General features: G+C 69.5%; 17 protein-coding genes. 13 read left to right on the top strand and 4 right to left on the bottom strand.

All coding sequences use genetic code 11. The annotated features are described in order from the left end of the window. Window position 1 precedes the first annotated feature (1 nt). The 4 genes from HNV26_RS13945 (at window position 2) to HNV26_RS13930 (ending at window position 3,928) form a co-directional block, all read left to right on the top strand. Window positions 2–559, top strand: a complete 558-nt coding sequence (locus HNV26_RS13945; RefSeq protein WP_090489394.1) for a type II secretion system protein M — start codon at window positions 2–4, stop codon at window positions 557–559. 3 nt (window positions 560–562) lie between these two features. After that, entirely contained in the window at window positions 563–1,531 is a 969-nt protein-coding gene (gene gspN, locus HNV26_RS13940; RefSeq protein WP_171442544.1) for a type II secretion system protein GspN, read from the top strand. A 91-nt stretch (window positions 1,532–1,622) separates the two neighbouring features. Beyond that, window positions 1,623–3,263 (top strand): sigma 54-interacting transcriptional regulator, encoded by a 1,641-nt coding sequence (locus tag HNV26_RS13935; protein ID WP_171442545.1) that lies wholly within the window; start codon window positions 1,623–1,625, stop codon window positions 3,261–3,263. Window positions 3,264–3,424: 161 nt separating this feature from the next. Next, window positions 3,425–3,928: an RNA polymerase sigma factor gene (locus HNV26_RS13930; protein WP_171442546.1), complete on the top strand. Its 504-nt coding sequence runs from the start codon at window positions 3,425–3,427 to the stop codon at window positions 3,926–3,928. Window positions 3,929–3,942: 14 nt separating this feature from the next. Here the strand turns inward: HNV26_RS13930 and HNV26_RS13925 are convergent, their stop codons facing one another. Both HNV26_RS13925 and HNV26_RS13920 read right to left on the bottom strand, forming a co-directional pair. Then, a complete protein-coding gene (locus HNV26_RS13925) occupies window positions 3,943–4,599 on the bottom strand; it encodes a DUF8685 domain-containing protein (RefSeq protein WP_011552570.1) in 657 nt (218 codons plus the stop codon). Continuing rightward, complete coding sequence (locus HNV26_RS13920; protein ID WP_171442547.1) at window positions 4,599–6,776, bottom strand: S46 family peptidase; 2,178 nt, start codon at window positions 6,774–6,776, stop codon at window positions 4,599–4,601. Before HNV26_RS13920 ends, HNV26_RS13925 begins: the two co-directional genes overlap by 1 nt. 136 nt (window positions 6,777–6,912) lie before the next feature. Between HNV26_RS13920 and HNV26_RS13915 the strand changes: the two genes are divergently transcribed. From HNV26_RS13915 to HNV26_RS13900, 4 genes are all read left to right on the top strand, one after another. After that, on the top strand, window positions 6,913–7,650 hold the full coding sequence (locus HNV26_RS13915; RefSeq protein WP_171442548.1) for a M50 family metallopeptidase: 738 nt from the start codon (window positions 6,913–6,915) through the stop codon (window positions 7,648–7,650). Between the two features lie 191 nt (window positions 7,651–7,841). Continuing rightward, entirely contained in the window at window positions 7,842–8,774 is a 933-nt protein-coding gene (locus tag HNV26_RS13910; RefSeq protein WP_171442549.1) for a VOC family protein, read from the top strand. A gap of 27 nt (window positions 8,775–8,801) precedes the next feature. Then, window positions 8,802–8,999 carry a hypothetical protein gene (locus HNV26_RS13905; RefSeq protein WP_043612277.1) on the top strand — a complete coding sequence of 66 codons (198 nt, stop codon included), beginning with the start codon at window positions 8,802–8,804 and terminating at the stop codon, window positions 8,997–8,999. Between the two features lie 123 nt (window positions 9,000–9,122). Further along, window positions 9,123–9,344, top strand: a complete 222-nt coding sequence (locus HNV26_RS13900) for a hypothetical protein (RefSeq protein WP_171442550.1) — start codon at window positions 9,123–9,125, stop codon at window positions 9,342–9,344. 94 nt (window positions 9,345–9,438) lie between these two features. Here HNV26_RS13900 and HNV26_RS13895 read toward each other — a convergent pair whose 3' ends face one another. Together HNV26_RS13895 and HNV26_RS13890 are read right to left on the bottom strand one after the other, a co-directional pair. Continuing rightward, entirely contained in the window at window positions 9,439–10,719 is a 1,281-nt protein-coding gene (locus tag HNV26_RS13895) for a DUF445 domain-containing protein (protein ID WP_171442551.1), read from the bottom strand. A gap of 162 nt (window positions 10,720–10,881) precedes the next feature. Continuing rightward, window positions 10,882–11,538, bottom strand: coding sequence for an MBL fold metallo-hydrolase (locus HNV26_RS13890; protein WP_171442552.1), 657 nt, complete (start codon window positions 11,536–11,538; stop codon window positions 10,882–10,884). A 106-nt stretch (window positions 11,539–11,644) separates the two neighbouring features. Here HNV26_RS13890 and HNV26_RS13885 point away from each other — a divergent pair, with 106 nt between their 5' ends. The 5 genes from HNV26_RS13885 (at window position 11,645) to HNV26_RS13865 (ending at window position 19,780) form a co-directional block, all read left to right on the top strand. Further along, on the top strand, window positions 11,645–12,310 hold the full coding sequence (locus HNV26_RS13885) for a hypothetical protein (RefSeq protein ID WP_140789858.1): 666 nt from the start codon (window positions 11,645–11,647) through the stop codon (window positions 12,308–12,310). 316 nt (window positions 12,311–12,626) lie between these two features. Then, window positions 12,627–15,005, top strand: coding sequence for a DNA gyrase/topoisomerase IV subunit A (locus tag HNV26_RS13880; RefSeq protein ID WP_171452807.1), 2,379 nt, complete (start codon window positions 12,627–12,629; stop codon window positions 15,003–15,005). Between the two features lie 12 nt (window positions 15,006–15,017). Further along, entirely contained in the window at window positions 15,018–16,949 is a 1,932-nt protein-coding gene (locus HNV26_RS13875) for a DNA gyrase/topoisomerase IV subunit B (RefSeq protein ID WP_171443590.1), read from the top strand. A gap of 99 nt (window positions 16,950–17,048) precedes the next feature. Then, window positions 17,049–18,515, top strand: a complete 1,467-nt coding sequence (locus HNV26_RS13870; protein ID WP_366816864.1) for a PEGA domain-containing protein — start codon at window positions 17,049–17,051, stop codon at window positions 18,513–18,515. Between the two features lie 62 nt (window positions 18,516–18,577). Then, window positions 18,578–19,780 carry a PEGA domain-containing protein gene (locus HNV26_RS13865; protein WP_171443588.1) on the top strand — a complete coding sequence of 401 codons (1,203 nt, stop codon included), beginning with the start codon at window positions 18,578–18,580 and terminating at the stop codon, window positions 19,778–19,780. The last annotated feature ends 126 nt before the right edge of the window (window positions 19,781–19,906 follow it).

The raw sequence follows: 19,906 nt of genomic DNA, 5'->3' as shown, positions 1-19,906 counted from the left end.
CATGGCCAAGCTTCAGGAAGTCTTCGCCCCCATCCAGACGTGGTTCGAGCGGCTCAGCGACCGCGAGCGCCGCATGGTGTCCATCGCCGGCGCGGCGGTGCTGGTGTTCATCCTGTTCGCCGTGGTGATGACGTTCACCAACAGCGCGTCCGGGTACCGCAAGCGCACCGAGGAGAAGCTGGCCAAGCTGCAGGAAGTGAACACGCTGGCCGCCAGCTTCCGCGAGGCGCAGGCCAACCGTCAGTCGGTGGAGCAGCAGCTCACGTCCAGCAACGTGCAGCTCATCAGCTACATCGAGGACAAGGCGACGCTGGCCGGCCTCCAGGTGCCCAACATGACGCCCAAGGGCGAGGTGGGCATCGGCGACGGAAAAATCGTGGAGAGCGCCGTGGAGCTGACCTTCACGGACGTGGACCTGCGCAAGCTGACCGACTTCCTGCAGACGGTGGAGAGCGGCCCGGGCGTGGTGAAGGTGAAGCTGCTGCGCATCGAGCCGCGTCCCGCGTCGGACACGCTGACGGCGTGGACCACTGTCGCCACCTACCGGATGAAGCCCTGACCCATGTCCACTGACTCCAAAGCCGCCCGCTGGAAGATTCTCCTCGGCTACGCCGCGTTCGCGGTGGTGGCCTTCGTCGTGGGCCTGCTCGTCACCTTCCCGTATGACGCCATCCGCAAGCGGCTGGTCAGCGAAGCGGCCCAGGCGGGGCTCGCGGTGCGCATCGGTTCGCTGCGGCCGGGCCTCGCGGGCATCACCGCCACCAACGTGCGCGTGAGCAAGCCGCCCCAGCCGCTGAGCGCGGACACGGTGGCGGCCCTCGCGCGGGGCGAGGGCATGCTGGGCGCCGCGGAGCTGGGCGAGCCGCTAGTGCTGGACAGCGTGGCGCTGCGCCCCGCCCTCTTCCCGCCGGGCATCGCGCTGCGCGCCAGCGTCATGGGCGGCACGCTGAGCGCCTCCGTGGGCCTGCTGGGCGACACGCGCGTCAAGGTGACGGTGGACGGGCTCCAGGCCTCCGGCGGCAACCTGCCGCAGTTCACCGGCATGGACCTGGACGGCGAGCTGAACGCGGCCCTGTCGCTGACGTTGCCCAAGAGCGGCGCGCAACCGGACCTGTCCCAGGCCAACGGTGAGTTGACGCTGGACACCCGGAACATGGTCATCAAGAGCGGCAAGGTGGCCATCCCCATGGGAGGCGGCACGGCGGTGCCCATGGACCTGCCGCAAATCGACCTGGGCGCGCTCACCGGGCGCATCCAGTTCGTCAAGGGGCTGGGCACGGTGGAGTCGCTGCGCCTGAAGAGCAACGAGTTGGAGGCGGTGGCCACCGGCACGCTGAAGCTGGGCAAGCGGCTGGAGTACAGCGAGCCCGGCATGGATGTGAACATCAAGCTGGACCCGGAGTTCCAGAAGCGGCTGGGTCTGGTGGGCGCGGGCGTCACCATCCTCCCGCCGGACAAGACGGACCCCAGCTTCCGCGCCGCCCGGCTCGGCGGTTTCCTCAACCGGCCGACGTTCCTCCCGCGGCGCTGAGCCCCCGCGCCCGCCCCAGGGCGCGGGGTTGAAAGCCGAACACCAGGGCGTGTAAAGCGCTCTCAGGCGCTGGACTGCTGAGAGGGCTGGGATGCCGGAGCTGGTGTTCTTTCGTCGTGGCGAGGAGGTGTTGCGGGTGGGGGTGGACCGGGCACGGCTGGTGCTCGGGCGCGGCGAGCAGAGCGACGTCGCCATCCCGGACCCCGAGGTGAGCCGCCTCCAGGTGGCCCTGCTGTGGGACGGAGAGCGCTGCCGGGTGGAGGATTTGTCCGGCAAGGGCACCACCGTCGCCGGCCAGTCCATCACCCACGGCGAGCTGCCAGACGGCGCGGACCTGGCGCTGGGCCAATGGCGCGCGGTGTTCCGCATCAGCGGTGGCAGCGAGGGCGCGGACGTCACCACCGAGGTGGGCCACACGACGTCCGTCCAGTCCCGCGACACGCAGGCGCCGCGCTGGCAGCCCGCGCAGGTGCGGGTGAAGCAGGGCCTCAACGAGTCCGTGCACCGCTTCACGGGTGAAGGCTTCACCGCGGGCAAGGACGCCAGCTGTGACCTGGTGCTCCAGGACCGCTTCGCCTCCAGCCGGCACCTGAAGGTGACCCGGCGCGACAACACCTTCCACGTCGTGGACCTGCGCTCCACCAACGGGACGTGGATGGGCCCGGTGCGCGTCTTCGAGGCGGAAGTCCCGCTGCCCACCGTGCTGCGCGTGGGTGAGACGGAGCTGGTGCTGGAGCCCGCCGCGCCCACCACGCGCAAGGAGCCCACGTCCTTCCACGGCATCATCGGCGGCGACCCGTCGGTACGGCAGCTCTCTGAGTTGATTGAGCGGGTGGCCCCGTCCTCCGCGGCGGTGACGATTCTGGGTGAGTCCGGCACCGGCAAGGAGCTGGTGGCCCGCGCCATCCACGCCTGCTCGCAGCGGGCGAACCGGCCGCTGGTGCCCGTCAACTGCGCGGCCATCTCCAAGGAGCTCATCGAGAGCGAGCTCTTCGGCCATGAGAAGGGTTCCTTCACCGGCGCCATGGGCGCGCGCAAGGGCGCCTTCGAGGAGGCCGACGGAGGCACCCTCTTCCTGGACGAGATTGGCGAGCTGCCGCTCGACTTGCAGGCCAAGCTGCTGCGCGCGCTGGAAGGCGGCGAAATCAAGCGCGTGGGCGCCAGCCGCCCGCAGACGGTGGACGTGCGCGTGGTGGCGGCCACGAACAGGGACTTGCTGGCGGCGGCGCGCGAGGGCCGCTTCCGCGAGGACCTGTACTACCGGCTCTGTGTCATCCCCCTGCACCTGCCGCCGCTACGCAGCCGCAAGGCGGACCTGGGCTCGCTGGCCGAGCACTTCGTGCGCACCTACGCCCCGCGTGGCCAGTCCGTGCGCTTCACCCCCGCGGCCCTGGAGCGGCTCCAGCACCACGCGTGGCCGGGCAACATCCGCGAGCTGCGCAACGTGGTGCACCGCGCGCTGCTGCTGCGCAAGGGGCCCCTCATCGACGCGGGGGACATCTCCTTCGACCAGGAGCTGAACCGCGAGACGGGCATCGCCGTGCCGGAGCTGCCGCCGGGGATGACGCTGGAGCAGATGCTGGAGAAGCTGGAGCGTCAAATCGTCGAGGCGGCGCTGCGGCGGTACAACAACAACCGCGAGCGCGTGGCCCGCGAGCTGGGCGTGGCCCGCTCCACTCTCTTCAAGCGGCTGAAGGACTGGGGCCTCACGAAGCAGGACGAGCAGGAGTAGAGGCCGCCTTCCAGGGAGGTGGGGGTGTCAGCGGATGGACGCCCCCGCCCCGGGAAAATGTGGCCCACGGTGCATGGCCCTGAAGGGCGATAGACCCTTCTGGCAGCTCATTCGTTCCATGTCCTGTACGTCCACCCCGGCGTGTCAGGAGAGCACCCGTCATGCACGCATGCGCGCTTCCGCCGCTGTCCGAGTTGTATACCGAGCACCGCCCTCGCGCGTTGGCCATTGCCCGACGCATCGTCGGCGATACCGCCGACGCTGAAGACGTGGTGCAGGACGTCTTCGCCCGGCTCGCCCGCCGCGCACCCGGCTATGGTGGCCGCGCGGCGTGGAGCACCTGGCTGCACCGGGTCATGGTGAACAGCAGCATCAACTGGCTGCGGGCGCGCAAGCGCCGAGACAGGCTGAGCCACGACATCCAGGAGCCCCTGTCCCCGGAAGCCCTCGCTGTGGGCGCGGAGATGGAGCGCCACTTCGGCGAGGCGATGGAGGACATCAACGAGCAGCAGCGCCAGGTGCTCTACCTGCGCGAGGTGCGCGGCCTGAGCTACCCGGAAATCGCCCGGCTGCTGCGCATCCCCGAAGGCACGGTGAAGAGCACGCTGCACCGCGCCCGCCAGCGCACGCTCTCCCTGATGGAAGAGCGCGGCCAGCAGCCCTGAGGGCCAGGGACGGCTCAGTCCTCGCTCTTCGAGCCGACGAACTGGTCCGCCTTCTCCTTGAAGAGGACGTTGAAGCTGGTGAGCGAACCGTAGACGCGGGTGATGTAGCTCTGCATCTCCACCTTCTCCGCGTCCGACAGCTTCGGGTGCGCGTTGAGCTTCTGCTCCAGCACCCGGAGCCTGTCGCGCACCATGACGACCTTGTGGAACAGGCTGTCGATGGGCAGGTCCTTGGGCTGCAGCTCGGTGTTGGCGGGCACCAGCCGCATCGTGCCGCCCTCCCACTTGTTGGCCAGGGGCGGTGCGTCCAGCAAGCCGGACGCCTCCCGGAAGATGTCCATCAGCTCTTCACGCGTCATGCTCAACCCTTCCAGGTCCACCACGTCGTTGGGGTCCGCGCGGCGCCGCACCACCACCGGCGCCACGCTGCGCGCGGTCCGCTCGCGCGCGGGTGCAACCGCCGAGGGGGCCGCGCTTCCCCGAGGCGTGTACTTGTCGCAAATGGGCGCGGACGGGGGAAAGTTGCCCCGCCACGAGTGCAGCCGGCACGCGCCCACCCAGCCCCGGCGCTCATCCACCGACTGCGGGCTGAACAGCTTGCAATTGCCGCACACGCGCTCCTCCGGCTTGAAGACCGGAAAAGGAAGCGAGCCGTCCCCCGCGTCCGACATCAGCGCGTCTCCCTCGCGACCGGCGGGCCCTTGCGCACGCCCAGCTCGCGCAGCAGCGCGTCCGCGTCCTCCACCTGGTCCAGCATCCAGAGGATGTAGCGCACGTCCACGTTGACGTTGCGAGCCACGTCCGGGTTGTAGCCGAAGTCGTTGGCCACGTTCTCCCAGACGCGGTCGAAGTTGACGCCCACGAGTTGGCCCTTGCCGTTGACGGTGGGGCTGCCGGAGTTGCCGCCGGTGGTGTCCGCGTCCGACAGGAAGTTCACCGGGATGTCCTTCAGCTTCTTGTCCTGCCACGCGCCAAAGCGCTTCGCCTCGGCGACCTTGGAGACCTTCTCCGGGACGTCGAAGGGCTCCTCGCCGGTGTGCTTGGCCAGCATGCCCGACAGCGTCGTCTGCGGCGTGTAGATGGCGCCGTCCCGCGGCGCGTAGCCCTGCACCTTGGCGAAGCTGACGCGCAGTGTGCTGTTGGCGTCGGGCGCCACCGGCTTGCCCGCGTGCGCCAGCACCGCCTTGCGCCACTCCGGCCGCAGCCGCAGCGCGGCGCCCTGGCGCTTGTCCTTCACCTCGTCGAGCGCGGCCTGCTCCTTCGCCAGGTCCAGGCCGAACGCGAGCAGTGGGTCCTTGCGCGCCTCGAGCTGGCCCACGGACTCGGTGGCCATCTTCAGGCGCTCGTCCAGCGTCAGCACCTTGGTGCCCGCGTACATGGCGTCAATCTTCGCCAGGACGTCCTTCTCCGAGAAGGTCTTGCCGAAGTGCTTGTCCACCGCGGCGATGCGCTCCTCGGCGCCCAGCGCCTGCGCGCGGCGCACGAAGGCCAGCAGCAACTGACGCTCGGCGGGGAGGAACAGGTTCTTCTGGTCGCGCTCCAGCCGGTCCTTGATGCGGACGTGCTCGCGCTCCATGTACTCCGGGCGGCGCTCCAGGTCCGGCTTCGCGCGCTCCGCGGCCAGCCGCGACACCACCACCGCCAGGGCCGGGCCCCGCGCCAGGCGCGACGACGCAGCCAGGAGGAACTCACGGTCGAAGGACTTCGCGATGGCGGACTGCTCGACGAGCAGCGCGGCCCGCGCGTCCAGCGCCGGCTGCCACTTCGCGCCCGCCTTCTTGGCCCACACCGCGACGGCGGCTTCCGCCTCGCGCTGCTTCTCCACGATGTGGCCACGCTTCAGGCCGGCGAGCTGACCGCCCGAGTTCTTGTAGACGTTGTGCAGGCCCTTGAGCTGCGAGGCGACCGCGATCTTGCCCGCGGGGTCCTTCTCCCCTTCCGCTTCGAGGATGCGGATGGCCTCGCCGAACACGTCGCGCATGCGCGGGTAGAGGCGGGACTGGCGCTCGGCCATCTCCTCGGCGAGCAGCGCGCGGTACGTCATGCCCGGGTAGCCCAGCACCATGACGAAGTCGTTGGGCTTCACGCCCTGGGTGGCCAGCGGGAAGAAGAACTCCGCCTTGTAGGGGACGTTCTTGTCGCTGTACGGCGCGGAGGTGCCGTCCGGCGCGGTGTACGCGCGGAGGATGGCGAAGTCACCGGTGTGGCGCGGCCACATCCAGTTGTCCTCCTCGCCGCCGTACTCACCCACCGCGCGCGGCGGCGCATAGACGAGCCGCACGTCGGTGAGCTCCACCGCGTCCACCAGCGTGTAGTTGACGCCGCCATCGAAGGTAGCCACCTGGCAGCGGGTGGCGGGGCGCTTCTCGCACTCAGCGACCAGCTCCTTCTGCTTCCGCTCGATGGCCTTGTAGCGCGTGATGTCGTCCGCGTCCGCGGGCACCGCGGCGAGCACCGTCTTCGTCACGTCGGTGAAGCTGCGTGGGACCTGGACGCGCGAGCCCTTGCCGGGCAGTTCGTCCTCGCGCTTGGAGGCGAGGAAGCCCTGGGTGATGAGGTCGCGCTGCGGCGTGCTGTGCTCCTGGATGACGCCGAAGGCACAGTGGTGGTTGGTGATGACCAGCCCCGAGGCGGCGATGAACGCGCCCGAGCACCCGCCGACGTTGACCGCGCCCGCGAGCAGGCCGGTGCCACGCTTCGGATCCCAGAGTTTCTTGGGGGAGACCTGGAGGCCCTGGGCGCGTAGCCACGCCGGGTCCAGCTCCAGGACCTGCTGGGGAGTCCACTTGCCTTCCCCGGCCAGAGCGGGGGCAGCCACGAGCGACAGAAGGAGGAGCGTCTTCTTCATGGTGTCCCCTCCCTACTCCGTCCGGCGCCCGCAAGCGAATCCCTTCGCCGTGACGCTTCGCGGCCAGGAGGCCGGGCTTTTTCGTGGAAGACGAACCCGGATTAAGTGTTGGGGTGTCCCAGGAGGGGAGCGACCGATGCGGACCGCCAGCGGTGCACAGCTCGATTTCGGCCGGTTGGCCCTGCTCGCCCTCATGCTGGGGGTGGGCTGGTATTTCTGGGATTCACCCGCCCTGTGGCCCATGAAGGTGCTGGTGGTGATGATGCATGAGAGCGGGCACGCCCTGGCGACGCTGCTGGTGGGCGGCTCCGTGGACCGCATCCACCTGGCGGCCAACGAGTCGGGCTCCTGCCTGTCCCGCCTGCCACCCGGGCTGTTCGCCAAGGTGGCCGTCTACTCCGGGGGGTACCTGGGCAGCGCGGTGGCGGGCGCGGGGCTGATGCTGGCCACCTTCCGCTTCCGGCTCCGCCGCTGGGTGCTGGGCACCGCCAGCGTGTGGCTCACCGTCATGGGCCTGGTGTACGCGGGGGACGGCTTCACCCTGCTCTTCTGCCTGGGCACGGCCGTGGTGCTGGCCCTGGGCGCGAAGTTCCTGCCGGATGGAGTGGTGGACGCGCTGAACCTGTTCATCTCGGCCTTCACGGCGCTGTATGCGCTGTTCGATTTGCGCTCGGACTTGTGGAACAGCGCGGTGCGCTCGCAGAGTGACGCGGCGCTCCTGGCGGACCTCACCTACGTGCCCGCGGTGGTGTGGGCGGCGCTGTGGTCGCTGCTCGCCATCGGACTGCTGGCGGTGGCGGCGTACTCGTCCCTGCACGCCAGGCCCAAGGGGCTCCAGATGCCTTCCATCACGGCACGGACGCGGCGGGTGTAGCGTCCGGGGGCCGGGCGGCGTCGCGCCGGACACAGCGGCCCCTCCCACGGTCGCACGGACGCCCCCCGTGGGTTGTCGCGCGAAGGCCGCCGCCTCATATCGAAGCCTCCGGCCCGTCCTGTCCCGTCCACCTTCGAGCCCGCCGGCCATCCAGCCCGCGAGCGGCTCCGGACGCGGCACGAGGAGAGACGATGAACCTTCCTGGCACGTGGCGCGCGTGGCTTCGCGGCGGGCTCCTGCTGACCAGCGTGTGCGCCGTGGGCGGCACGGTCGCCACCCAGGCCGGGTGCGCGTCGACGCCTGACAGCGCTGCCCGCGAGGGCATCTCCCTGTCGCCCACACCGCTCTACGGCAAGTTCGTCTGGCACGACCTCGTCACCGACAACCCCGCCGCCGCGAAGCGCTTCTATCGCGACCTGTTCGGATGGGAGTTCGTGGACATCCGAGGCGGCCTCCGCCCCTACTCCCTCATCCGCGCCCAGGGGCGCTGGATTGGCGGCATCGTCCATCCGGCGAACACCGCCGAGAAACGCGAAGGCGCGCTGTGGCTCGGCTACCTCTCCGTGCCCGACGTGGACCGCGCTGTCACCGAAGTCAGCGCGCGCGGCGGCAAGGCGCTCGACGGCCCCATCGATGTGCGGAACATCGGCCGGGCCGCGGTGGTCGCCGACCCGCAGGGCGCGGCGGTGGGCTTCGTGCGCTCCCGGCCCGGAGACCCGGCCGACACGGGCGTGCCGGATGAGGGCCAGTTCTTGTGGATGGAGTACCTGGCCCAGGACCCCGTCGCCGCGGCGGACTTCTACAAGGAACTCCTGGGCTACGAGGTCCGCGAACGGCCACTCGGCGGCGGGCCGCACTATGTCCTCGCCCAGGGGCAGCATCCCCGAGGCGGCGTGCTGGCCAACCCGGTGAAAGGCGCGCGCCCCAACTGGCTCACCTATGTCCGCGTGAAGGACCCCGCGGCACTCGCGTCACGGGCCCAGGCCCTGGGTGGGCGCGTGTTGATGGCCCCGCGCCCGGACGCACGCGGCGGCTCGCTCGCGCTCATCGCCGACCCGAGCGGCGCGGTGCTCGCGCTCCAGCGCTACCCCTTCGAAACGTCCAAGTCCACGACGGCGCCGTGATGCGCCCCCCCTCGAGGAGAACCCCACATGCAGCTGCGTCGACACCCTTCCCCCCGCTCGCTGTCCTGGACCGTCCTGATGGCCGGTGCCCTCCTCACGTCCGGATGCACGGACCAGCCCGCGGGCGTCGGACTCGGCTTCACCACGCCGTCGCCCTGGAACGCGACGCCGCAGATGGAGATCACAACCACTTGGAACGGTGGACCGATGTACTGGGCGCCCTGAGCGCGTCGACCTTCTCGCAGCGCGCATTGACTGCAAGGCACGACGCGCGATGATCAGATCATCCAGCAGTGTCTTCGTGCCGCAGTCGAGGGGCCGTTCTTCTCCGAAAGGGCGTTCCCCTCCGTGTTCGGACTCGACCGAGCGGAGGTCGCCGCCATCCTGGCATCCTGGCCCGCGTGCGACGACCTAGCGAAACAGAAGGACGCCATCAACAACACGCTAAACAACCTGCTCGGCTACCCGCACAAGAGATGGGCCCTCTGGCCCCAGTACATCTCCGTCTCACCCGAAGAGGTCAAGGCCGTCTTCGCGCGATGGCGAAAGGCCCAACCCAGGGAGGGATGAGCTCACAACTGAGCGCCGTCGCCCAATGAGGGGAGAGTGCTTCCCCGGAGGCGGGCGGCGGACCTCACCACCGCGCCTCCGAGGAAGCGGCGCATCACGCCTGCGGAGCGTGCACGCCGTTGGACAGCTCGTTGCGGACGACCTCGGACACGCGCTCGCGGACCATCTCGCCCACGCGCTCGCGGACGTCGGCGCTCACGCTCTCACGCACCGCGCTCGCGATGCGCTCGGGGTCGACGGAACCGCCGCCCTGCTGCATCGGCATCATGGACGGACCGGCGCGCATCGCCTCACCGAACGCGGACCGGACGGCCTCGGGGAGCTGCGAGCGGAGCGCCGAGTCCAGCTCCGAGCGCATGCTGCTCATGAGCCGCTCACGCAGGGAGTCCGCCAACCGCGTGCGGATGGCGTCCGCCAGGCGCTCCACGTCCTGCATCCCCTGCCCCATCATCATGCCCTGCGGCATCATCCCGCCCTGCCCCATCATGCCCCGGTGACGGGCCATGGCGCCGCGCAGCATCTCGCCCATGCGCTCCCGCAGCACCTCGCGGACGCGCTCGCGGACCGCCGAGTTGATGCGCTCACGGAGCCCCTCGGACAGCCGGTCCTGGAGGGCCATCGCGATGCGCTCGGGGTCGAACGAGCCGGCCGCCATGCCGCCCCACTGGCGCGTCACGACGCCGCGGAGCCCGTCGGCCAGGCGCTCGCGCAGGGCCTCGCGCACGCGCTCACGCAGGCTGTACACCAGCCCCTCGTGGAGGGCCTCGGCCAGGCGCCCGCGAATGGCGTCCGCCAGCCGCTCCGCTTCGTGGGGGCTGAAGCCGGGCATGCGCTCCGACATCACGGAGCGCAGCGTGTCCGCCAGCCGCTCGCGCAGCGCCTCGCGCACGCCGTCATGCGCGGCGGTGTTGATGCGCTCGCGCAGGGACTCCAGCAGCCGGGTGCGCACCGCCTCCGCCAGCCGCTCGGCATCCGGGGCGCCGAAGCCATGGGAGGACATCTGCCACTGCTCAATCAGCGCCGCGCGCACGCACTCGGTCAGCCGCTCGCGGATGCCGTCGCGGATGCGTTCGTGCACCACGGAGGCGATGCGCTCGCGCAGCGTCTCCGACAAGCGGGAACACAGCGCGTCCGCGATGCGCTCCGGCTCCGGCATGCCGTAGCCCAGGGGCATCATCCCATACCCCTGCGGCATCCCACCGCCGCGCTCGGACATCGCGTGGCGGATGGCCTCCCCCACGCGCTCACGCACCTCGCGGCCGAGCCGGTCCTCAATCGCGGAGACAATCTGCTCGCGAACGGCTTCGACGACCCGCTCCTTCAGCGACTCACCGAACATCTGCTGCGACTGGGGAGAAAGCTGCTCCTGAAACATGAGAACGCTCCTGACTCGACGCCTGGACTGCGAGGAAACACGGCAGGAGAAACCCCCTCTCCTGCCGGGCGCGATTCAATAGACAGGCACGCACTCAGGGTAAACGTGTCCTCGGTGTGAGGCCCCGTTGGCCGCCAGACACCGGCGGCGCGGCACAGGCCACTACTTGCGCGGCCGCATGCGGAACGCGACGAAGGCGTCCACGTTGTCGAAGGCGAAGTACGGGTTCTTCCGCCGCACCGTCTCCATGGAGGTCACCGGTACGTCCGCATAGTCGTGGCCCGGAAACAGCTTCGCGCTATCGGGCACCTTGGCCAGCACCTGCGACAGGGAGCGGTACATCGCCTCCGGGTTGCCCCCGCTCATGTCACACCGGCCGCAGCCGTTGATGAACACGGTGTCCCCGGACACGAGCGCGTCACCGGCCAGCAGGCAATGCGAGCCCGGCGTGTGCCCGGGCGTGTGCAGCGCCTGGAACGTCTCAGGCCCGACGCGCACGTCATCCCCCGGCCCCAGGGGCCGCAGCGCGTCGCCCAGTTCGCGCAGCTCCGGGGAGAACTGGACCTCTTCGCGCTGCGCGAACACCGGCACGTCCCACTTCGACAGCAGGTCCGGCAGCCCGTTGATGTGGTCGAAGTGGCAGTGCGAAACGAACGCGCCCACCACGCGCTTGCCGTCCTGCTTCACCGCCTGCTCGATGGCCTCCACGTCCCACGCGGGGTCCACCACCACCACTTCGTCCGAGTGCCGGGGGCCCACCAGGTAGACGAAGTTGTCCATGGGCCCGAGCTTGAGCTGCCGCACGTACGGTTCACGCATCGCGAAATCCTCCTCGTCGAAAAGCCCCACTCTAACGTCCGGGACTTGATGCGGCGGGCCCCTTCCCTCTTGAATAGGCCCTTTTTGCCCCTGGGGAGGTCTCCACGTGAAGCGCCCACTGCTCCTTTGCACCCTGCTCGCCGGCACCGCCTTCGCCGCCAAGGAGCGCGCCACCTTCCGCTATGCCGCGCCCCCGGATGGGGAGCGTCCCGTCATCGTCAACGCCGTCATTGGCCCCCAAGGCAGTGACTTCGCCATGCGCCTGCGCTTCGACAAGGTGCCGTGGGGCGACGAGTGCAAGAGCCGCTGCGCCAACGCCACGCTGCTGCTCGACACCGACAACAGCAAGCAGACGGGCCTGCGCCTGGCGACGAAGAACGCGCCCGGCAACGGCGCCGACGTCGCCGTCGTCATCCAGGGCGTGCGCGACTACGCCAAGCAGGAAGGCGCCCCGCCCGTGAGCTGGCTGCGGGTGAAGGTCCGCCTGCTCGGCAGCGAGGCCTCCTCCGTGGATGACGGTGAGCTGCTGGCCGAGTTCAACCACCGCCAGGACCCCGAGCGGCTCCACGTGGACGGAGAAACCATCTACCTGCTGGTGGACGCCACCAGCGCCGCCCTGCCCTCCGCGCGCAAGGCCCGCGTCGTCTACCAGCCGCCCGGCGCCAAGCCACTCCAGGCCACCATTCCGGGGATGATTGGCAGCGGGAGCGGCAAGGGCGTGCGCATCTTCAAGGACGGTTCGTGGGGGAAGGCCCGCGACGCGACGCCCTAGGGCGTATGCCTGCCGCCAGGGGGACGAGCCGTCCTGTCCTACCCGCACCCACCGTCCCGCCCCATGCCCCAGCCAGGAGGCCCCCGACCTCGGAATTCCGCGGGGTTGGGGTGGGGTTCTGCTAGCAAATAGGACTGGACAGACGTATAGGTGGGCACTGTTGGAGAGTGCGCAACCCCCCGAATTCGTTCCCAATGTCAGGGTGGCATGGTAGTCCCGGCGCCCTGTTACATACCTCTGCCCCCCAACGTGAGGAGTGCGCGGGTCGCGCGCCGCGTTCGGGGTGCGGGGCGTTCTCACCTGTGGATTGACGACCATGCTCGCAGAAGCCGAATCGAAATCGCGAAAGAAGCAGGGGGCCGGGGGGGGCGGCGGTGGTGGGGGTGGCGGCGGCGCGGGTGGCAACGGCGACGGCTCCGTGCCGGCTTCGCTCGCGGACGAGGCGCGCCGCCGGTACATCAACTACGCCCTGTCGGTCATCACCTCGCGCGCCCTGCCGGACGTGCGTGACGGCCTCAAGCCGGTGCAGCGCCGCATCCTGTTCGGCATGTTCCACGACCACCGGCTGACGCACGAAGCCAAGTACCAGAAGTCCGCCAAGGTGGTTGGCAGTGTCATGGGTCAGTACCACCCGCACGGTGACGCCTCCATCTACGAGGCGCTGGTGCGCATGGCGCAGGACTTCTCGTTGCGCTACCCGCTGGTGGACGGCCACGGCAACTTCGGCTCGCTCGACGGCGACGGCGCGGCGGCCATGCGCTACACCGAGTGCCGCCTGGCGATGCTGTCCAGCGAGCTCCTGACGGAGCTGGGCAAGAAGACGGTGGCCTTCCGGCCGACCTACGACGGCACGCTGCAGGAGCCGGTGGTCATCCCCGCGCGGGTGCCGCAGCTGCTGATGAACGGCACCACGGGCATCGCCGTGGGCATGGCCACCAACATCCCGCCGCACCACCTGGGCGAGCTGGTGGACGCGCTGGTGGCGCTCATCGAGAACCCGCAGCTCCTGACGAAGGACCTGCTCAAGTGGGTGAAGGGTCCGGACTTCCCCACCGGCGGGCAGATCCTCAACGACAAGAAGGAGCTGCGCGACATCTACGAGTCGGGCCAGGGGAGCATCCGCATCCGCGGTGAGTACAAGCTGGAGGACCTCAAGCGAGGCGGCCAGCAGATCGTCATCACCTCCATCCCCTACACGGTGAACAAGTCCACGCTGGTGGCCAAGTTCGGCGACCTGGTGCGCGAGCGGAAGCTGCCGCTCATCACCGACGTGCGCGACGAATCCACCAAGGACGTGCGCATCGTCCTGGAGCTGAAGAAGGACGCCAACCCCGAGCTGGTGATGGCGTACCTGTACAAGCAGACGCCGCTGCAGACGAACTTCGGCGTCAACCTCACCTGCCTGGTGCCCATCAAGGACAAGCCAGAGCTGAGCACGCCCGAGCGGCTCAACCTCAAGGACATCCTCTGGTACTTCCTCACCTTCCGCTTCGACGTGGTGACGAAGCGCTTCGAGCACGAGCTGGGCGAGCTGCTCCGGCGCGTCCACATCCTGGAGGGTTTCGAGAAGGTCTACGACGCGCTCGACGAGATGATCAAAATCATCCGCGCGTCGGAAGGAAAGCAGGACGCGGCCCGGAAGCTCATCGCCCGCTTCAAGCTGGATGAAGCCCAGGTGGACGCCATCCTGGAGATGAAGCTCTACAAGCTGGCCCGCCTGGAGATTCTCGTCGTGGAGAAGGAGCTCAAGGAGAAGCGCGCCGAAATCAAGCGCATCCAGGGCATCCTCAAGGACAAGAAGAAGGTGTGGGGCACCGTTCAGGACGAGCTGGGCGAGATGAAGGCCCGCTACAACGACAAGCGTCGCACGCGCATTGGCGGCGCGGGCTCCGAGGAGATGGAGTTCAGCGCCGAGGCATTCATCGCGGACGAGGACGCGCACGTGGTCATCACCCGCGACGGCTGGGTCAAGCGCGTGCGCGAGGTGAAGGACCCGTCCACCACGCGCCTGCGTGAAGGCGACGCGGTGATGGCGGTGCTGGCCGGCAGCCTGAAGGCGAACCTGGTGCTGTTCAGCAACTTCGGCACCGCGTACGTCACCCGCTTCAACGACGTGCCCGCCTCCACGGGCTACGGCGAGCCGGTGCAGAAGTTCTTCAAGTTCGACGACGGCGAGCGCGTGGTGTCCGCCCTGTCGCTGGACGCGCGGCTGCCGCGCCCGCAGAAGCTGGTGGGCGTGACGAAGCAGGGCATGGGCATGCGCTTCCTGCTGGAGCCGCACCTGGAGGTCTCCACGCGCGCGGGCCGCCGCTACGCCAAGACGGGCGAAGGCGACGAAATCATCGGCGTGCAGCCGGTGACGGACCGCGACCTGCTGGCGGTGCTGACGGAGAAGACCAGCGCCCTGGTGTGCAAGGTGGCGGAGGTCAACGAGCTGGCCGGCCCGGGCAAGGGCGTCACCGTCATCAAGGTGGACGGCGGAGACCGCGTGGTGGACTTCCTCGCCGTGTCGCCCGCGCAGAAGGACGCGAAGCTGGAGTTCGAAACGCAGAAGGGCCGCAAGCTGCACCTGTCCCCGGCGAAGTACGAGGTGACGGGCCGCGGCGGCAAGGGCCATGAGATGTCGAAGCGCGACGCCGTGAAGGAGGTGGCGCGTCCCGTCACCTTCATCCCGTTGCCCGAGAAGAAGGACTAGGCAGAGGACGCCATGGCGACGAAGAAGGAAACCTACACAGGCGCGGACATCCAGGTCCTGGAAGGCCTGGAGCCGGTGCGCAAGCGCCCGGCCATGTACATCGGCGGCACCGACAGCACGGGGTATCACCACCTGCTGTGGGAGATCCTCGACAACTCGGTGGACGAGGTCATCAACGGCTTCGCCACCACCGTGGAAGTGACGCTCCACAAGGACGGCCGCAGCGTCACCATCGTGGACAACGGGCGAGGCATCCCCGTTGACATCATGCCCAAATACAAGAAGCCGGCCGTGGAGGTCATCCTCACGACCCTTCACGCGGGCGGCAAGTTCGAGCAGGGCAACTACATCCACTCCGGCGGTCTGCACGGCGTGGGCAGCTCGGTGGTGAACGCGCTGGCGCGCAAGCTCGTCGTGGAGATCAAGCTCCACGGCAAGAAGCACGTGCAGACGTTCGCGCGCGGCAAGGCCACCAGCACGCTGAAGGTGGATGGCGCCGCGCGTGGCACGGGCACCTCCGTCACGTTCGAACCGGACCCGGAGATTTTCGGCGAGAAGCTGAAGTTCGACGCGGAGCTGGTGCGCGAGCGGCTGGAGGCCAAGAGCTACCTGCACAAGGGCATGACGGTCGTCTGGAAGGACGAGACGTCCAGCCCGCCCACGTCGGTGACGTACAAGCACGACGGCGGCATCGCCGAGTACCTCACCAAGGTGGTGACGGAGCGGAACAAGCCGCTGGTGCCCGCGGGCAGCGCGGCCTTCTACCACTCACGTGACAACGGCGTGCGGCTGGAGGCGGCGCTGGCATGGACGGAGGCCACCGACGAGCACATCCGCTCGTACGTCAACGGCATCCCCACCCCGCTGGGCGGCACGCACGAGGCGGGCCTGCGCAGCGCGGTGGTGAAGGCGGTGCGCAACTACATCGAGACGCACGGCATCGCGCCCAAGGGCGTGACGCTCACCGCGGAGGACATCCGCGAGGGCATCACCGCCATCCTGTCCACCTACGTGGTGGAGCCGCAGTTCCAGGGCCAGACGAAGGGGCGGCTCAACAACCCCGAGGTGTCCGGCCAGGTGGACGGCGTGCTGCGTCCGGCGCTGGAGAAGTGGCTCAACGACAACAAGTCCATCGCCGAGTCGGTGGTGGCCCGCATCGTCCTGGCCGCCCGCGCGCGCGAGGCCAGCCGGGCCGCGTCGCAGGCGGTGAGCCGCAAGACGGCGGTCAGCCACCGGCTCAACCTGCCGGGCAAGCTGGCGGACTGCTCGTCCACGGACCCGGGCCAGAGCGAGCTGTTCATCGTGGAGGGTGACTCCGCAGGCGGCTCCGCCAAGCAGGGTCGTGACAGGCGCACCCAGGCCATCCTCCCGCTGCGCGGCAAGGTGCTCAACGCGGAGCAGGCGTCCACCGACAAGGTGACGACGAACAAGGAGCTCCAGGACATCGTGTCCGCGCTGGGCTGCGGCATCGGCTCCGACTTCGACATCAGCAAGCTGCGCTACGGCCGCGTCTTCCTGCTGATGGACGCCGACAGCGACGGCCACCACATCGCCACCCTGCTGCTCACCTTCTTCTACCGGCACCTGCGCCCGCTGATTGAGAGCGGCGCCATCCACATCGCCCAGCCGCCGCTGTACCGCGTGGACATCGGCAAGGAGACGTACTGGGCGCTGGATGAGCCGGACCGCGACCGCATCATCAAGGAGAAGACGAAGGGCAACGCCAAGCCCAACATCATGCGCTTCAAGGGACTGGGCGAGATGACGCCCGACGAGCTCAAGCAGACGACGCTCGACCCGAAGAACCGCATGAGCCTGCGCGTCACCATCGACAAGCCCCTGGAGACGGACCGGCTCATCAACGACTTGATGGGCAAGGACGTCAGCGCCCGCTTCAGGTTCATCATGGAGCGCGCCAGCGAGGTCCAGGACCTGGACGTCTAGTCAGGACGGAATCACCGTCGCGGGTCCCTCCCAACCCGGAGGGGCCCGCGCGCAGCAGGGCTTTTGAGACGGAGCCCCGGCTCGGATAGCATTCGCGCCGTGACTACGTTCCGCCGAACCTCCCTGCTCCTCGCGTTCATGCTGGCCACCTCTCCCGCCTATGGGCAGTCCACGCGGAAGAAGAAGTCCAGCAAGAAGCCCCCCGCCACCACTCAGCCGGTGAAGACGACCAAGGCGGCCTCGGCGGACGACGCGGATGGCGACGAATCCGTCGAACCCCGGGCTTTCGGCTCTCCGTACGAGGACGAGGAGACGGCCGTCACGCCGCTGGTGTCGCCGGACGCTCCGGCCATGGCCAGGCCCGCGGCGGCGCCAGGTGCCTCGGGTGAGACCTCGGTGGCCAGCGCGGCGGTGACGGCCTCGGGGCCGGTGGCGCTCTTCGCGGTGGCTCGGACGTCCGCGGTGGAAGATGCCGCGGTGAAGCTGGAGGATGAGCTGCTGAGCCGGCTCAAGGCGAGCGGCGTGGCGCTGGTGGACCTGGGCGCAGCCTTCCCGCCGTCCCCGCCGGCCTCGCTGGCGCGCGCGGACACGCTCTTCGAGCAGGGGCGCACCGACTACGACAACCTGGACCCTGAGTCCGCCGAGGCGAAGTTCCTGGCGGCGGCGGAGGCCTACACGAAGCACCCGGCGGAGCTGAGCCCGGAGCGGCTGGCCAAGGCCTACCTGTTCCTGGGCGCCTCGCGGATGCTCAACGGCGACGCCACCGGAGCCCTGGACGCGTTCAAGCGCGCGGTGGTGGCGGAGCCGTCCACGTCCCCCGACGCCGCCCTCTTCGGGCAGGACGTGCTGAAGACCTTCGACCAGGCCCGCGCCGAGGTGAAGGCGCGCCCGGCCGGCACGCTGGTGGTGGAGTCGAAGCCGGCGGGCGCCAGCGTCCTCGTGCGGGGGCAGGAGCTGGGCGTCACGCCGCTCAAGGGCGTGGAGTTGCCCGCGGGCCAGCACCCGGTGGTGGTGTCCCTGCCCGGCTACTCGGCCTTCTCTCAGTACACAGAGGTGGCGTCCGCCAAGAGCACCGAAGTGAAGGCGACGCTGGAGCCCAGCCCGGGCCTGTCCGCCGTGCGTGACGCGGCGGTCCACGCCAGCACCGAACAGGCCTTCGAGCGGGACACGCCGCCGCCCGAGGCACGCGCCATTGGGGAGCGGCTCAACGCCCGCTACGTGGTGCTGGCGGCGGTGGCTCGCGGGGACAAGGGCCACCTCCAGGCCGAGCTCCAGGCGTGGGACCTGCGCTCCAACGCGCGGCTGCGCGGCGTGGAGATTGCCCTGGCGCCGGGCGCGAAGAAGAACGGCCCGGACGCGGCGGTGGACCAGGTGCGCGCCTTCGTCAACGGCGTCGCGGCGCCCCGCGTGGCGGAGAGCAATTCGTTCTCCACCCTCATCAAGCGCCCGTGGTTCTGGGCGGTGGTCGGCGGCGCGGCGGCGGTGACGGCCGGGGCCGTCTACGTGGCGACGTCCCAGGACAAGAGCCGCCCGTTCAACCCCGTTTCTGGTGGAGTCGGGTTCTGAGGCAGCGCCGCGTGTTGAATGCCCGGACCGCCACCCGCGTCGCCTGTTTCAAAGGTCACCCCATGAAATCCGCCCTCGCCCTCCTCCTCCTCCCAGCGCTGACCCTCGCGGCCCCGCCCCAGGCGCGCCGCGTCAGCACCCTTCTGGTGCCCATGGACCCGGCCTCCGAGGCGTCCAGCGTGCAGATGGAGGGTTACATGAACGACGCCCTCTCCAACTTCGCCGGCATGACGGTCCGCAAGTCGGAGGAGCTGTTCGGCATGCCAGAGGACCCGGAGGCCAAGGCATCCCTGGAGCGTGGGCGCAAGGGGTACTCGGAGAGCCTCTCCGCCTTCGACAAGAAGGAATACGAGGAGGCGGAGCGCAAGGTGCGCGCCACCCTGAAGGAGCTTCAAGGGGCCGCGGGCGCCATGCGCGGGTGCTCGCCGCTGTGTGACGCGCTGGCGCTGTACGCCGCCGTGCTGCACCTGCGCGGCGAGGTGGAGGAGGCGAAGCTGGCGCTCATCGACCTCATCGCGCTGTCCCCCACCCATGAGCTGTCCCCCAAGCGCTTCTCGCGCGAGTTCCTCGCCCTGCGCGTGCAGGTGGCCACCAGCCGCACGTCCCAGCTGCGCGGCACCGCCACGGTGAACTCGCGGCCCTCGGGCGCGCGCGTGTACGTGGACGGCGAAGTCGTGGGCTACACGCCGGTGACGCTGCCCGCGCTGCCCATTGGCAAGCACCTGCTGCGGGTGGAGCGCCCGGGCTTCCGGCAGTACGGGCAGTTCATGGAGGTGGCCACCGACGACGCCGAAGTCACGGCCAAGCTGGTGCCTACCTCTGCGTACAAGGCCTTCGACGCGCAGTTGGACCGGGTGGCGGGTGAGGTGAACCGCGCCGGTGAGAAGGCGTCTGGCGTGGCGGCCATGGCGCAGTCGCTGGGGCTGGACCGGGTCATGGTGGGCACCCTTCGCGCCAATGGCGAGGGCACCGACCTGACGCTGGGCTACTACGACGCGCGCACCGGTCAGCGGCTGGCGGGGCGGCGCATGGCCGTCCAGGGCGACGAGTTCGGCCAGTTGAAGCAGGAGATGGAGCGGGTGGTGAACCACCTGGTGAACAGCATCGGCGAGAAGGTGACCAAGAGCCGGGACCCGCTGGACAACCGCGGGGGCATGGAAGACTGGTCGTCCGAGGACCGAGGCGGCCGTGGCAAGGCGCAGGACAAGAAGAGCAAGCCCGGCGACGACCCGCTCGACGGTGTGTCCGGAACCGAGGACTGGTAACGCAGAGCGCTTGTCCCGGGACGGCTGACGCCTAGAGTCCCGGGGCGTATGCGCCTGCTCGCCCTCCTGCTCCTCCCCAGCCTCGCGCTCGCCCAGACGAGTGTCGTCAGCCAGCCCGCCCTGCCC

This window comes from Myxococcus xanthus (assembly GCF_013116825.1).
Taxonomy (GTDB): domain Bacteria; phylum Myxococcota; class Myxococcia; order Myxococcales; family Myxococcaceae; genus Myxococcus; species Myxococcus xanthus_B.
Note: the sequence above shows the minus strand (reverse complement) of the source record. Positions and strands in the feature narration are given on the sequence as shown.

Bases quoted from the DNA above. Each gene is read 5' to 3' on its own strand.
- HNV26_RS13945 (WP_090489394.1), top strand. From the start codon at position 2: ATGGCCAAGCTTCAGGAAGTCTTCGCCCCCATCCAGACGTGGTTCGAG.
- gspN (WP_171442544.1), top strand. From the start codon at position 563: ATGTCCACTGACTCCAAAGCCGCCCGCTGGAAGATTCTCCTCGGCTAC.
- HNV26_RS13935 (WP_171442545.1), top strand. From the start codon at position 1,623: ATGCCGGAGCTGGTGTTCTTTCGTCGTGGCGAGGAGGTGTTGCGGGTG.
- HNV26_RS13930 (WP_171442546.1), top strand. From the start codon at position 3,425: ATGCACGCATGCGCGCTTCCGCCGCTGTCCGAGTTGTATACCGAGCAC.
- HNV26_RS13925 (WP_011552570.1), bottom strand. From the start codon at position 4,599: ATGTCGGACGCGGGGGACGGCTCGCTTCCTTTTCCGGTCTTCAAGCCG.
- HNV26_RS13920 (WP_171442547.1), bottom strand. From the start codon at position 6,776: ATGAAGAAGACGCTCCTCCTTCTGTCGCTCGTGGCTGCCCCCGCTCTG.
- HNV26_RS13915 (WP_171442548.1), top strand. From the start codon at position 6,913: ATGCGGACCGCCAGCGGTGCACAGCTCGATTTCGGCCGGTTGGCCCTG.
- HNV26_RS13910 (WP_171442549.1), top strand. From the start codon at position 7,842: ATGAACCTTCCTGGCACGTGGCGCGCGTGGCTTCGCGGCGGGCTCCTG.
- HNV26_RS13905 (WP_043612277.1), top strand. From the start codon at position 8,802: ATGCAGCTGCGTCGACACCCTTCCCCCCGCTCGCTGTCCTGGACCGTC.
- HNV26_RS13895 (WP_171442551.1), bottom strand. From the start codon at position 10,719: ATGTTTCAGGAGCAGCTTTCTCCCCAGTCGCAGCAGATGTTCGGTGAG.
- HNV26_RS13890 (WP_171442552.1), bottom strand. From the start codon at position 11,538: ATGCGTGAACCGTACGTGCGGCAGCTCAAGCTCGGGCCCATGGACAAC.
- HNV26_RS13880 (WP_171452807.1), top strand. From the start codon at position 12,627: ATGCTCGCAGAAGCCGAATCGAAATCGCGAAAGAAGCAGGGGGCCGGG.
- HNV26_RS13875 (WP_171443590.1), top strand. From the start codon at position 15,018: ATGGCGACGAAGAAGGAAACCTACACAGGCGCGGACATCCAGGTCCTG.
- HNV26_RS13865 (WP_171443588.1), top strand. From the start codon at position 18,578: ATGAAATCCGCCCTCGCCCTCCTCCTCCTCCCAGCGCTGACCCTCGCG.